The sequence below is a fragment of the Luteolibacter arcticus genome, assembly GCF_025950235.1.
Classification (GTDB): domain Bacteria; phylum Verrucomicrobiota; class Verrucomicrobiia; order Verrucomicrobiales; family Akkermansiaceae; genus Haloferula; species Haloferula arctica.
Window position 1 is genome coordinate 112,191 of record NZ_JAPDDT010000015.1, and the last position, 13,854, is coordinate 126,044.

A 13,854-nucleotide genomic window follows, 5' to 3' on the forward strand; every position below is an offset into this window, starting at 1 on the left:
TTCTGATCTTATTTTTCACCATGCCCTGCTTGGCGTCCTTGCGGTGCTCATTTCTCCCGACCTACCATGAATGTTTCGCTCAACTGGCTCGCGACACACGTCGATTTGAAAGGAAAGACCCCTGAGGAGTTGGACCGTCTTCTGACTTTCGCCGGTGTGGAAGTCGAAGGGATCGAGGTGAAGGGTGTCGCTTCGGACAAGATCGTGGTCGCACAGATCATGGAGGCCGTGCAGCACCCGGATGCCGAGAAGCTGAAGGTGACGCAGGTGGATGCCGGTGAGGGCCAGCTCCGCCAGATCGTCTGCGGCGCGAAGAACTACAAGGTCGGCGACAAGGTGCCTTGCTGTCTTCCCGGGGCGGTGCTGCCGGGTGGCTTCACGATTGGTGAAGCGAAGATGCGCGGCGTGGAGTCGAAGGGCATGCTCGCTTCCGCTTCGGAGATCGGCCTCGTGGATGCCGAGGACGGACTGATGATTTTGCCGCCGGATTCTCCCATCGGGAAGCCCGTGAAGGAACTCTTTCACGGCGATGTTTTGCTGGAAGTCGAGGTGACACCGAATCGTCCGGACCTGCTCAGCCATCATGGCATGGCACGGGAAATGGCGACGCTGTTAGAAGTGCCGCTGAAGCCGCTTGAGATCCCGGTGCGCGAGAGTTTCGTCGCGGATGGCGTGAAGATCGAGGCCCCGGACGCGTGCCCGTTCTACACCGCGGTTCGCATTTCTGGCGTGAAGATCGGCCCGAGCCCTGCGTGGCTGGTTGAACGACTCGAGTCGATCGGACTGCGGCCCATCAACAACGTGGTCGATATCACCAACTTCGTGCTGCACGAGCTTGGACAGCCGCTGCATGCCTTCGATGCCGCGAAGGTTTCCGGTGCGCTGGTGATTCGCACTGCAAAGGATGGCGAAGAATTTCTCGCGCTCGACGGGCAGACCTATCCGCTGCTCGCCGATGACTGCGTGATTTCCGATGAAGCGGGCAACGCCCTCGCCCTCGGTGGCGTGATGGGCGGCGCGGACAGCGGCGTGGCCGAGGCGACCACGGACATTCTACTGGAGTCGGCGTACTTCACGCCGTCGCGCATCCGGCGCACTTCGCGGCGCACGGCGCTATCCTCGGATTCATCGTATCGCTTCGAGCGCGGTGTGAATCCGGATGGCGTGCTCGCGGGCTCGGCGTTGGCAATCAAGCTGATCATGGAGATCGCGGGCGGCACTGCCGAAGCGATGACCATCAAGGCCGGTGAGGCACCCGTGCTCACGCAACCGGTGGCGCTCGATCTGGCCAAGCTCGACCAACTCACGGGTGCGAGCATTCCTCACGACGAGGCCGCGACCATCCTCACCCGCCTCGGTCTTTCGAAGAACGCGGATGGCTCTTGGCGCGTTCCTTCGTTCCGCGCCGACTTGCAGCGCCATATCGATCTCGTTGAGGAAATCGTCCGCGTGAAGGGCCTCGATGCGGTGCCGTCGCGCCTGCGCGGAACCTTCGTGCCATCGAGCGCGGTGGATGCCGCTTACGATGCCGACATGCGCTTGCGCGAGCGACTTGCGGGCCTCGGCTTCCACGAGTGCCAGACGATCAAGCTGATCTCCGATGTTCAGGTGACCGATGCGCTGACGCTGAAGCCGCTGCAGCCGGGCGACACGATCCGCGTGAGCCTGCCGCTCAGCGAGGACCACGCGGTGATGCGCCCGAGCTTGACCCCGGGGCTCGTCGCTTCTGCTGAACGCAACGTGCGCCAGGGGAACAAGGCGCTGCGTTTCTTCGAGCTCGGCCGCGTCTTCCGCAATGCAGGCGGGGGCAAGGCAAAGGATCTCGAGAGCGATTCGCTCGGCCTGCTGCTATCCGGCCATGCCTCGCCTGCGAGCTGGGCGCATCCCGAGGCGGCTGCCGATCTCTACGACCTGAAGGCGGTCATCGCTGCGCTGGTGCCGACGGCTTCCTTGCAGCTTTTGCCGCGCGCCCGTGAAGGCTTCGCGCTTGCCGCGGACATTCAGGCGGATGGCCAGAACCTCGGCACGTTCGCGATGCTGTTGCCCTCGCGCCAACGCGAGCTCGATGCTCCCACTCCGGTGTTCGTGGCCGAGCTTGATCTGTCGAAGCTGCGGAAGTTTGTCGCGGGAAGCCGCGAGATTGCCGAGCTGCCGCAGTTCCCGGGATCCTCGCGGGACCTTGCGTTGGAGGCACCGGCCGTGCTGGCGAATGCCGAGATCGAGCGCGTGCTGGCGAAGGTGAAGGAGCCGTTGCTGACGGGCTTCGAATGCTTCGACGTGTTCCGCGATGAAAGCGGGCAGAAGCTTGCTGTCGATCGCAAGTCGATCGCCTATCGCATGCACTATCGTGCGTCGGACCGCACGTTAAAGGCGGAAGAGATCGATGCTGCGCACAAGATCGTCGTCACGGCGTTGACCGGGGGACTGCCGGTGAGCCAGCGATAGGATCTTCGGCGGTCTGGTGAGGCGGACCGTGCCCAGCATGAGGTGTCCCTTCAGGACACGCTGGCTTTGCGCGTTTTTCCCGGCACTTCGTGCCGGGCTTTTATGAGTCGTCCCGATTGGGACGAAGAGAAATGCGGGGTCCTTGGTGGCCGCGCTGACCGGCGACCTGCCGGTCAGCCAGCGATAAGAAGGCTCAAGTCGACGGCGGCTGCGAGACCAGATCCGCAGCCGTCTTCGCATGCTGCGGATGGAACTGCGGATTCATGCTGAGCGCCTTGCTGAAATGGCGCTTGGCGGCGTCGGGGTTCTTGAGTGCTTGCTCGATCATCCCGGCGTGGAACCAGATCTCGGCGTCGGGCGTGTTCCATTTCATCGCGCGCTGGATCATTCGCTTGGCCTCCTCCGGCTTGCCGGCTTTCAGGAGGCACCAGGCGAGAGTGTCGGTGGTGCCAACGTTCTTGTAGGTCTCGTAGGAAGCCTGCGCTTCCTTCAGCGCCAGTTCCGGTTGGCGATCCAGGTCGGCAAGGAAACGCGCGAGCTGGGCATTGCCGCTGCCGTGTGAATGAGCATGGCCATCGTGCTCATGCACCTCGTGAAAGGCGATCACGCGTTCGATCTGCTTCTTTGCCTTCTCCTGATCTCCCGTGAGCTGATAGAGGGTGACCAAGGCGGCGAGTGCGTCGTGGTTCGGTGTGATCGATGCAGACTTCTCGTAGTGCCCGATGGCCTTCGGGTAATCCTGCTTGGCCGCTGAGATGCGCGCGGCGATCACCAGCACTCGTGGATTCTCCGGCGCGGCCTCCAGCGCCTTTGTCGAAAGCTGCTCCGCCGACGGCAACGCGCCGGAGTGGAAGTTCATCAGCGCGAGTTCCGCCCGGCACCATGCGGCGTTTTCAGGGTAGGGCCCGCCGGAATCAATTGCCCGCTGCATCATCGCCATCGCCTGAGTGCCCTTGCCTGTCACCCACAAGAGATGCGAGGCGCGGCTGAGAGTGGAAAGGTCGGCCCGCGTTGCGAGTGCCGCTTCATAGTGCTCGAAGGCTTCGTCGTAGTTGCCGAGTTCCACCGCGCCATCGCCGATCAAGGCATGGGCATCGACGTGCTGTGGATCCTTGGCGAGCACCTTCTCCGCCCACTTCTTGCCGGCGGTGAAATCGTGCTCGGAGTTCTCCACCCAGGCCATGCCGGCCATCGCGTCGATAGATTCCGGCTGCATGCCGAGAGCTTTTTGGTAGGCGGCTTCGGCGGCGGCAAAGTCGTGCGCCACGGAATTGCGCGCCTCTTGCATCAGCGCGTCACCGAGTTTCACCCAAGCCTGCGCACCGGCGCCCTTGAGATTCGCGAGCTTCGTCAGTCGCTCGATCTCCGGGGAGACGGCCACCGTGGGTTGTTTATCATGATGCTCGTGAGCGAGGGCCGCCGATGCGCAAACCATGGCGGCGAGAAGGAAGTGAGGTTTCATGGCGAAGTGAGTGGAAGGGAAAGCCGGCGGCCCGTGTCGGCCGCCGGCTTCATGAGGGCGACTCAGTCGTCGGATGGAGCTTGGCGCTGATCCACTGCCGGGCCGGCGTGAGGCGTGGCGAGGTAAGGGAAGACCTGATTGTAGATCTGGTCATTCGCCGAGACATTGTCGCCGACCACGGTGATCGAGGTGTAGGCCGGTCCGCTGGCGACGGCGGAGAGCGCGATGTCCACCACGTCGTCGCCGACGCGGCGACCATTCGGCCAACCACCGGTATCGCCGCCGATGACGCTGAGGCGATTGAAGCCGGCTTGTCCGGGCAGCTTCACTGGATCTGTGGTGGTATCGACGCGCAGCACATCCGGAATGAAGACCGCCGCGAGGTCGGTGCGACCGGTGGTGGCGAGCGGTCCATCACCTTCAGGGTCGGCGAAGAGCACGGCATTGATCAGGAAGGCGACCTCGGGGTTCTCCGCGTAGGTCTTGAAGGCGGTGGCATCGTTCACGGGCGAGGTGCGGTTGTAGACGTCCTTGCCGCGCAGGGCGACGAGCACTTCATTGAAGAGCGGATTGCCAAGGCGATTCACCTGCACCCACTTGCCGGAGTGCTTGGGGTCCTTTTTCGCGCTGAGCATGGTCATCGCCTGGCGACTGACCGAGGCATAAACCCCCACTCCAGACTGCGCGCCGAGGAAAGGATTGGTGAAGGCCACGGCCTCCAACTGCGTCAGCGGGATCTGGATCGCGTAGCTGAGGACGTTGAAGCCCTTGAAGCCGTCAACGCCGCCGCCATCCTGGCCGAGGCCGTTACCGCTGTCGTTCCCGATGATGCGCGGGTCGAGGAAGTCGAAGATGCCGGGGGTGTCGGCGTAGAAGCCGTCTTCGCGAGGGCCGGCCCAGGCGACAATGCCATTGCCCAGCTGGGTGACGGCCTGCTTGGTCAATGAATCGAGCCCGGCGAAATCGACGGCTCCGGAGACGGCCTTCCCGTCGGGACCGTTGTAGGCCGGCGTGGTGCGCGCGCCGACATTGGGTGGCGACACGGGCAGGTCGGCGGACTCGAACTGCTCTTTCAGGACCTTCGATTTCCCCTTCATCGCGCTTTCGGTGAAGACGTAGGTCTGCGTGAAGTTCTGCTTTCCGTCGCCGATCGTGGTGATGGGGCCGACTTCGGTGCCGCGGCCGTAGGACAGGATCGTATCCGGGTTTTTGACGTCGGTGATCTTCGAGAAGACGAAGTCGAAGCGCCGCGTCTCCTGCCCGGTGACGGGATTGGTGAGGTGAATGCTGTAGCGGGCGTTATCGGCGAAGCGCTCATAGATCACGCCGTCACCGGGCTCCGAGAAGGGGCGGACGGAAACGAGGACGTTGAGCACTTTCACTGCCGGGTTGTCATACTTCGTGCCGATGAAGGCGTACAGGTCGGTCAGGTTGGCCTGGGGGTCCTGTTTGATGAGCGGGGCGTCGCTGTGGCTGGAGGCGTGGGCGACGATCGGGCAGGCAAGGGCCGTGCAGAAAACAGGCGTGATGCGCCATAGGGAACGCAATGGAATGGTCTTCATGGTGTGCAAGCAGTTCTAGGTTTTAGACGGCTCGTGAAATGAGCCGCACCCCCAGCCATGGCGCTGCACGCGAGCCGAGTCGAAGGACACACGGACTCGAAATCGAATGGGGGTATGGGCCGAAAGGGAGGATTGGAGGCCCGCGGCGGTGCTGTTAGCCCGTATTTCAAACGGTTAGATGCGCTTGAGCGCCAAGCCCTTGAAGTTTTTTCGGAAGTCCGTAGTTTTTGGGTTCGAACACCGTCGATGTCTTTATTTCGCCCTCTACGGAATTCCTCCCCCATTCCCTCACTCCCCTTGATCCGAGCCCTGAGCGCGGTTTCCTCGGTCGCCTTGGCGACTGCGGCGACCGGCCCGGTGACCGTCCGCGTCACCGATTGGGCTTCGATGCCGTTTTCTGGAAACGTGACCACAGGCTCCGGCAATCCGGGGTACATGGCGCGGATCAATTTCACCAAGGAAGAACCTGGCGGCACGGGCCGGATGTGGACCTGCGACTTGAATGGCAACCTCCACATCTTCTCGCGAGGCGGCACCCCCGCGAACCGCACGGCGGAGCTGCTGACGCAGGCGAGGAACCGCAGCGCCTATCTCGACTTCAACGGTCGCTCGGCCACCACCGACACCGCGGAAAAAGTCAACATCCCGAACTCAACCGGCACCTCGACCAGTCAGGCCGCGCCGAACGGATTGTTCCCGCTCTTCACGAAGAAGCAGGGTTACGCCAATGGCCTGGTCACCTTCGAGTTCGACCCCGGCTACGCGACCAACGGCAAGTTCTACACGATCCACATTGAAACCATCAGCGCGGATGACGATGACGCGCGGTTGCCGGTGAAGACGAAGTTTCCCGGCTTCAATACCACTGGCTATACCTATACGGACGTCATCAACCCGGCCGGCAGCCCTACCCGCCAAGGGGTGCTGATCGAATGGACCGACACGGACCGGGGCAACCTCACCTTCGAAGGCACGGCCCGGGAGCTGCTGCGGATCGGGTTCAATTCGCACATCCATCCCTTGGGCGACATCGCCTTCGATCCCACGGCGGAGCCCGGCGATCCGGAGTGGGGTGTGATGTACCTGGCGTGCGGTGACGGTGGGGCGGGGGAGTCAAATATTGCGAACGACGACGGCATTCCGGCGCTGTCTCCCGGCGATCGTCACTACAGTCCGCAGCGGCTGGACAGCTTGGTCGGGAAGATTCTCCGCATCGTTCCCGATCTCACGCAGCACACGGATAGCAGCAGCGTTTCCGACAACGAGCGCTACCGCATTCCGAACGACAATCCCTTTGCCGACAGCACTTCCTATCCCGGTGCCCGCAAGGAGGTCTGGACGCTCGGCCATCGCAATCCACATCGCTTTCTCTGGTACGTCCCGCAGGCAAATCCTGCCGCGCGAAAGCTGCTCGTCACCGAGATCGGCCTCAAGGCGTGGGAGGAAGTCAACCTGCTGAAGCGCGGGGGGAACTACGGCTACGCCGAGCGCGAAGGCCCCCAGCGACTGATCATCTCCACCAACAGCGGCATCCACCAAACGACCGGCGCGCTGCCGTCGCCGGATACGCTGCCAATCCAGCTCACTGCGAACAGCTTCGCGCCGGGCGATGTGGTGCCGGAGTATCCCGTGATCGCCTACCCGCACACCGCGGCCTTTGGCGATGCGATCTCGAGTGGCTTCTTCTACCGCGGCACCGCCATACCGGGGCTTCAGGGGAAATTCGTTTTCGCCGACATCACCACCGGCCGGTTGTGGTGCAGCGAGTGGACCGATATGGTCGAGGCCGATGACGGCGATCCTGCGACCCTTGCCGGCATGCAGCCGGTCACGCTGGTGTGGGACAATCCGAACGACAGTCCCGATGCGGGCCTGAAGGCCTACGACCGCTTTTTCGAGATCGTGGAGGCCGGCTATGATTTCCGCGGCGGCGTGGACGCCGACCTGCCCGGTGGTGCCACCATCTCCGGCACTGGCCGTGCCGACATTCGCCTGGCTGTCGATGCGGCCGGTGAACTCTACGTGACCAGCAAGAGCGATGGCGTGATCCGCAGCCTCGGGATCGTGGCTCCGCCAGTCCTCACCACCCAACCGGTGGACAAATGGATCTCCGTCGGGTCGGATGCCGACTTCACCGTGGTTGCCACCAGCAGCCCGGCTCCGTCCTATCGCTGGCAGCGCCTGGCTTCCGGTAGCAACACATGGCAGAATCTCTCGGAAGACTCCGTGTGCAGTGGCACCGGCACCGCCTCGCTGCACGTGGAAAGTCCCGGCAAGGAGCGCTCCGGCGACCTCTACCGCTGCGTCGTCACCTGCACCGGCGCGGAGGCCGTCTCCTCTGCCGCCATGCTGGAGATGAAGGTGGTGCCGACGTCGTGGCTCGATGACTACTTCGACTCAAATGAACGCGCCAAGCGCGAGATCGCCGGTGATCTGTCCGATCCCGATAAGGACGGCATCGTGAACCTGCTGGAATATGCCTTCGGCTTCGACCCGGAGAAAAACTCGTCGGCGTTGCTGCCGAAGATCGGCAAGAGCGGGACGAACGCGACCCTGAGCTTTCCCGCGCCACGCTCCACATCCTTTGTGACCTACAGCGTGGAAGCGAGTAGCGACCTGCTGTCGTGGAGCACCACGGGCGTGACGATCACGACCAGCAGCGGCATCAAGACCGCACGCTATCCGATGTCTGCGGAGAAGGCATTTTTGAGGATTGTGGTCAGGTGATGCGGAGCGATACCGGGACTGATGCGGGGCGGGCCGTCATGGGAATCGATCCACAAGGGCTGGATTCCTGTGTCGCGACGCGACACCATATTGGTGCTCGTGTTGGTCCGTGGGTTGAAACCCACGGCTACCATCCTCGACCGCTGCGCGGTCGTTGAAGGGAGCGGTCGTAAGGTGACGCGGGCGTTGAACGGAGCGTTACTCCGGCCACTTGATGTCCGGTGCCTTGCCGTGCCAGTAAGGCTGGCGCGGGTCGAAGAGGTTCATGCCGCCGATGATCACGTGGCCGTGCTTGTCGATGGGCTCAGCCTTTGCCGAGCCGTCGATTCGAAGCACCACGGCTGTCCCTTTGAAGGGCTTGGGGTCGAACTTCCATGTGCCAGGGATAACCGGTACCATCAGCACGGGAGCATAGGGATCGGAGGAAGAAGTGAGGCCGGCAATGTAGGTGAATGCACACTCGCCCTTCTTCAGGGTATCCGCGCCCAACAGGTCATTGCCCTTGCGCGGAGTCCCTGCGGTTTTGGCCCAGAAGATCTTCTCGCTCCTGTTGCCGGTCGCGATCAACTGGCGGAACAGTTCGTTGGAACTACTGCTGCCGAGCGCGAGTGTGGTGCTTGTCGTCGCCTTGACCGCGGTGATGGTCGAGGCATCGGGAAAGGCTCCGTAGTCGTTGCCAAAATCGATCAATGCCAAATTGACCTGCTTGATGTTGTTGATGGCCTCGGTGCGGTCGGACGCCTTTCGTGATTTGAGGAACAGGGGTGCGCTGAAAACAAAGAGGACGGCCATCAGTCCTGCCAACAAGATCAGGAGCATCTTGTCCCGTGATCGCTGCGCCTCTGGCCCCGGCGGCGGGGCGGGGGCATCGGGCGGGGGCTGCGGCAGGAGGGCGTTTTCCATGGCCTTCTGAAACTTTTCTGAAATGTCGCCTGTGCACAAGTCCGCTCAATGGCGGTTGCGTATTCGTACTTTGGGTTGAAAATGGCGAACCATGCCCTTCCAGATCCAAGCAGAGCTTCACTATCAAGTTCTCCAACGCAGCACCGTGCTGCTCAATGTCCACGCGCTCACCACGGCAAACCAAACGCTTTCTCATGAGTCCTTCCAGATCACTCCGGGCGTCATTTGGGAAGAGCTGCCGATCGGCACCGCAGGCGAGAACCGCTACATCCGGCTGGATACCGGTGACGCCCAGCAACTCGACATCACCTACTCGGTGACTGCGGAGACGAGTCCCGTGATGATCAGCCACGAGGCTCTGCACGACTTGCCCGTCTCCCAGATCCCGCGCTCCGCGCTAACTTTCCTGTTTCCCAGCCGCTACTGCCAGTCGGACCGCTTGGGAAAGCTCGCGTGGAAGGAATTCGGCGGCATTCTCCACCCGTATGATCAGGCGGTGGCGATCGCCGACTGGATCTTCAACAACATCGACTACCTTTCCGGCAGCACCGATGCCGGCACCTCGGCATTCGATACGGTGACGCAGCGCGCCGGGGTCTGCCGTGACTTCGCGCACCTCGGCATCGCTTTGTGCCGTGCGCTCTCGATTCCGGCCCGCTACTTCACCGGCTACGCCTGCAACATGCAGCCGCCGGACTTCCACGCCTGCTTCGAGGCATGCATCGGCAACCGCTGGATCATCTTCGATCCCACCCGGCTCGCCTCGCTCAATGGACTGGTCCGCATCGCCACCGGCCGGGATGCGGCGGATGCGTCGGTCGCGACCATCTTCGGCCAGATCGAGCTTACCGGTATCGCGGTTTCGTGCACGTCGCCGGATTTCCAGCCGCTGGGCCCTGACGATTTGGCGGGGCAAGCCATCGTCCTCGACTCATGAGCGACAGCCACCTGCTGAGAATCGTCCACCGCACGCACTACCTCTATGCGGAGCCGGTGACCTTCCAGACGCACCGGCTGGTCATCCGCCCGCGCGAGGGCCACGACCTGCGGGTGGAGAGCCTGCTGCTGGGGATTACCCCGATGGCGGATGTGGTGTGGACGCGCGACATCTTCGGCAACTCGGTGGCGCATGCCCACTTCCGCGAGCAGGGCAACGAGCTGAAATTCGATGTGGAGGTGGTGGTGCGGCGCTTCTTCGATCCCGATGCGCCGCCGCTGATCGAGCATAGCCCGAGTCCCTATCCACTCGAATACGACACGATGGAGCACGGCATCGTGGTGGGCTACCTGACACCGGTCTATCTGGAGGAAGCCGGGGCGGTGAAGGACTTCATCGGCACGCTGCCGAATCCCGGCGACTTTCCCAGTGCGGAGGCGTTCGTGCTGCGGTTGGCCGAAATCATCCATCAAAAGATCCGCTACGAGCGCCGCGAGCAGAAGGGGGTGCAAACGCCGGCGACCACGCTCTCGCTCGGCAGCGGCTCCTGCCGGGACGTGGCCACGCTGATGATGGAGACGCTGCGCCAGCTCGGGATCGCGGCGCGCTTTGCCAGTGGCTACCTCGATTGCCCGGCGACCCGTGCCGCGCGTGGCTCCACCCATGCGTGGACAGAGGCATATTTCCCGCAGCTCGGCTGGTATGGCTTTGATCCCACGACCGGCAGGCACTGCGACCACCGGCACATCGTCACCGGCGCGAGCCATCATCCGCGCGGGGTGATGCCGGTGAGCGGGCGTTACTTCGGGAACACCGGGGCATTCCTCAGCATGAACGTGGCGGTGGAGTTTTCGACGCCGCAGGAGGCCGCGGCCACGATCCTTGACCGTTAACGCGGCCGGTGAGGGCGGCTACTCCGGCCACTTGAGGTCCGCTACCTTGCCATGCCAGTAAGGTAGGCGCGGATCGAAGAGGGTCATGCCACCTCCGACGCTGACCTCGTGGGTGTCCGACCTGATGGTCTCCATCTTCACCGATCCATCGACGCGCATGATGATCGCTTTGTCGGCGAAGACATTGGAATCAAAACGGAAAGTGCCCGGGATCATTGGGGTCATGACGACGGGAGTCCCGGGATCGCTCGAGGTGGAGAGGCCGGCGACGTAGGCGAAGGAGCACTCGCCTTTTTTCAAGGCATCGGGACCGAGACGGTCGTTCGGTTTGTGCGGGGTGGCCGGTATTTTGGCCCAGAAGATCTTCTCGCTCATCGTCCCGGCAGCGATCAATTGGCGGAAGTAGTCGTTGGAAGTGGCGGTGCCGAGGGCCAGCGTGGTGTGGGTCCGGGTCTGCACGTCGGCAATCGTGGTGGCATCCGGAAACTTGCCGTAGTCCGCGTCGAAGTCGATCAACGCGAGGTTGATCTGCCTCATGTTGTTGATGGTCTCCGTTCGGTTAGTATCCTTCTTCGAGCGAAGAATCAACGGTGCCGAGAGGCCCAAGAGCGCGAGGATGATGATTGATATGCCGCCGGCCCAATAGATCCAGGACATAACGTTCCTGGACCGGATCGCTTCCGGTCCGGGTGGTGGAGCGGCGGCATCGGGAAGAGGCTGGGGCGGCAGTTCCATACCGATAACATGTGAGGTCCCCGGAGATTCCGCAAGAGTCCGCGTCGTCCGACACGGGATGTCGAAGGCCGCAGCCTCCGGCGGATGTTAGGGAGCGGGCGGCTCACCCGTGATTGCCGAGATCTGCTCGTAGCCTTCTTTGGAAAGGTCGCAGCGGACGAAGCCGCCCGCGTAGTAGACCAATGCCTCGTGGCAGCCTTCGCATAGGATGACCTCGTGCCGCTCGTGGCCCTCGCCCCAGCGCAGATACCAGTCGGCGTGGAATCCGCCGCAACCCTTTTCGCCCAACCAGGGCTCGTAGGTCTGGGGTGATGCGAGGATCTTTGCCAGTTGTGTCGCTTTCGCCTCGGGGAGAGCGGGATCGTTGCACCAGAACGCGTGCGCATGCCTTGCGGATCGAGGGCAGAAAACCACCTGAGTCGCGAAGGTCAGGAAGTCGAAGCCGGGATGCGCCATTCCCGAACGAATTTCATCCGGCCTTCGGTCAGGAGGTAGGAAGTATTCGGACAAGGGTGTGGCGACCACCGCACCCCGCAGATGCCATCCGGTCAATACCGCTGCAATCGGCCAAGTTCGCCACACCAGGAGAGCCAGAATGAAGACGCCAATGGGCTTTCGTCGCCCCCGTTTGCGGCGGGTTATTGGAGTGGCTGTGACCTTGCTGGAGTCTTCCATGAAGTCCTTGGGGCTGTGGGCGATCGCGGGCTGATTCAGGAAAGGAAGAAGTTACTCCGGCCACTTCAGATTGGGCTTCCCGCTCCAAATGGGTTGTCTCGGATCGAAAAGGTTCATTCCTCGGATGATGATCTCGCCGGTTGGACGGAGGGTTTCGGCACGGAACGAGCCATCGATCCGTCCCGTCACCGCCTTCTTGCCATATGGCTTGGGATCGAAGCTCCATGTGCCGGAAATCATGGGAGCCATCATGACCGGAGCGCCGGAGGGGGCGTTCGTGGAAAGTCCGGCGACATAGGCGTAAGAGCACTCTCCCTTTTCCAACGCACGGGCCCCCGAGATATTGTCGTCGGGCTTATGGGGGGTGGCCGCAGTTTTCGCAAAGAAGATCCTCTCACTTCTGTTTCCCGCGGCGATGAGTTGGCGGAAGTAATCGTTGCTGCTCGTGGTGCCGAGGGGAATCGTGGTGGAGGTGGCCGACTTCACCTCGGCGATGGTTGAGTCATCGGGGAAGCGGCCGTAGTCGTTGTCAAAGTCGAGCAGGGCGAAATACAGCGACTTGAGGTTGCCGAGTGCCTGGGTCCGATCGGCTGCGGTGCGCTGCGTGAGGATTACAGGCCAAGCAACCAAGACCAGCAGCGCGATGACCATGCAGACGCTCCCGACCCAGAGGATGGCGCTCATCTTGCGTCGTGACCGGATTGCCTCCGGTCCCGGTGGCGGGGCGGGGGCATCGGGGGCGGGTTGGGGTGGTAGATGGGATTCCATGTGAATGCGTGTTGGTCATCACTCGGGCCACTTGATGTCGGGTGCCTTGCCATGCCAGTATGGCTGGCGCGGATCGAAGAGATTCCGTCCGCCAATCATCACATGGCCGTGCTTGTTGATCGATTCCACGCGGACGGTACCATCGAGTCTGAGCACGAGTGCCTTTCCCTCGAAAGGCTTGGGATCAAACTTCCAGGTTCCGCGAATCACCGGCACCATTAAGACCGGCGTATCGGGATCGCCCTCGGAGTGGAGGCCGGCGATGTAGGTGAAGGCGCATTCACCGGGGGCGAGGGCTTTCGCGTCGGTGTCGATCACGTCGTCGGGCTTTCGTCGGGAAATGGCGGAGCTAGCCCAGAAGATCTTCTCACTCTTGTTGCCGCTAGCGATCAATTGGCGGAACAGCTCGTTGGAACTGGAAGATCCCAATCTGAACCCCGTGCCTGTCGCCACCTTTACGTCGGCAGCGGTGATAGCATCGGGAAAGCAACCGTAATCGTGGTCGAAGTCGATTAGTGCGAGGTTGAGCTGCTTCAGATTGTTGATGGCTTCTGTGCGATCGGATCCGATGCAGGTGCGCTTGGTCACGAGCGACGCGAGGAAAAACAGGACCAAAATGCAGATGGAAAGTCCCCCGAGCGCATAGATCCTCTTCATCTTGGTATGCGACCGAATCGCCTCTGGTCCCGGCGGTGGAGCGGGGACATCGGGTGCGGGTTGGGGTGGAAGATGGGTTTCCATGTGGAC

Annotated in this window: 11 protein-coding genes; 4 read left to right on the top strand and 7 right to left on the bottom strand. The window is 62.4% G+C overall.

The window, feature by feature from the left end:
• Positions 1 to 66 precede the first annotated feature (66 nt).
• A complete protein-coding gene (pheT, locus tag OKA05_RS23875; protein ID WP_264489721.1) occupies positions 67 to 2,445 on the top strand; it encodes a phenylalanine--tRNA ligase subunit beta in 2,379 nt (792 codons plus the stop codon).
• Between the two features lie 193 nt (positions 2,446 to 2,638).
• Here pheT and OKA05_RS23880 read toward each other — a convergent pair whose 3' ends face one another.
• The gene (locus OKA05_RS23880; RefSeq protein ID WP_264489722.1) at positions 2,639 to 3,907 is read right to left on the bottom strand and encodes a tetratricopeptide repeat protein; all 1,269 of its coding nucleotides are present in this window, start codon (positions 3,905 to 3,907) and stop codon (positions 2,639 to 2,641) included.
• Positions 3,908 to 3,969: 62 nt separating this feature from the next.
• Positions 3,970 to 5,469, bottom strand: a complete 1,500-nt coding sequence (locus tag OKA05_RS23885) for a DUF4331 domain-containing protein (protein WP_264489723.1) — start codon at positions 5,467 to 5,469, stop codon at positions 3,970 to 3,972.
• 297 nt (positions 5,470 to 5,766) lie between these two features.
• Between OKA05_RS23885 and OKA05_RS23890 the strand changes: the two genes are divergently transcribed.
• A complete protein-coding gene (locus OKA05_RS23890) occupies positions 5,767 to 8,196 on the top strand; it encodes a PQQ-dependent sugar dehydrogenase (protein ID WP_264489724.1) in 2,430 nt (809 codons plus the stop codon).
• 198 nt (positions 8,197 to 8,394) lie between these two features.
• Here the strand turns inward: OKA05_RS23890 and OKA05_RS23895 are convergent, their stop codons facing one another.
• Positions 8,395 to 9,099 carry a hypothetical protein gene (locus OKA05_RS23895; RefSeq protein WP_264489725.1) on the bottom strand — a complete coding sequence of 235 codons (705 nt, stop codon included), beginning with the start codon at positions 9,097 to 9,099 and terminating at the stop codon, positions 8,395 to 8,397.
• 91 nt (positions 9,100 to 9,190) lie between these two features.
• On the opposite strand from OKA05_RS23895, the gene OKA05_RS23900 reads away from it, so the two are divergent.
• Complete coding sequence (locus tag OKA05_RS23900; protein WP_264489726.1) at positions 9,191 to 10,036, top strand: transglutaminase-like domain-containing protein; 846 nt, start codon at positions 9,191 to 9,193, stop codon at positions 10,034 to 10,036.
• Positions 10,033 to 10,929 carry a transglutaminase family protein gene (locus tag OKA05_RS23905; protein ID WP_264489727.1) on the top strand — a complete coding sequence of 299 codons (897 nt, stop codon included), beginning with the start codon at positions 10,033 to 10,035 and terminating at the stop codon, positions 10,927 to 10,929. The genes OKA05_RS23900 and OKA05_RS23905 overlap by 4 nt, the downstream gene beginning before the upstream one ends.
• A gap of 18 nt (positions 10,930 to 10,947) precedes the next feature.
• On the opposite strand, the gene OKA05_RS23910 is transcribed toward OKA05_RS23905, so the two are convergent.
• The 4 genes from OKA05_RS23910 to OKA05_RS23925 form a co-directional block, all read right to left on the bottom strand.
• Positions 10,948 to 11,586 carry a hypothetical protein gene (locus OKA05_RS23910; protein ID WP_264489728.1) on the bottom strand — a complete coding sequence of 213 codons (639 nt, stop codon included), beginning with the start codon at positions 11,584 to 11,586 and terminating at the stop codon, positions 10,948 to 10,950.
• Between the two features lie 165 nt (positions 11,587 to 11,751).
• Entirely contained in the window at positions 11,752 to 12,120 is a 369-nt protein-coding gene (locus OKA05_RS23915; RefSeq protein ID WP_264489729.1) for a hypothetical protein, read from the bottom strand.
• Positions 12,121 to 12,390: 270 nt separating this feature from the next.
• Positions 12,391 to 13,023 (bottom strand): hypothetical protein, encoded by a 633-nt coding sequence (locus OKA05_RS23920; RefSeq protein ID WP_264489730.1) that lies wholly within the window; start codon positions 13,021 to 13,023, stop codon positions 12,391 to 12,393.
• A gap of 102 nt (positions 13,024 to 13,125) precedes the next feature.
• The gene (locus tag OKA05_RS23925; RefSeq protein WP_264489731.1) at positions 13,126 to 13,764 is read right to left on the bottom strand and encodes a hypothetical protein; all 639 of its coding nucleotides are present in this window, start codon (positions 13,762 to 13,764) and stop codon (positions 13,126 to 13,128) included.
• Between the last annotated feature and the right edge of the window lie 90 nt (positions 13,765 to 13,854).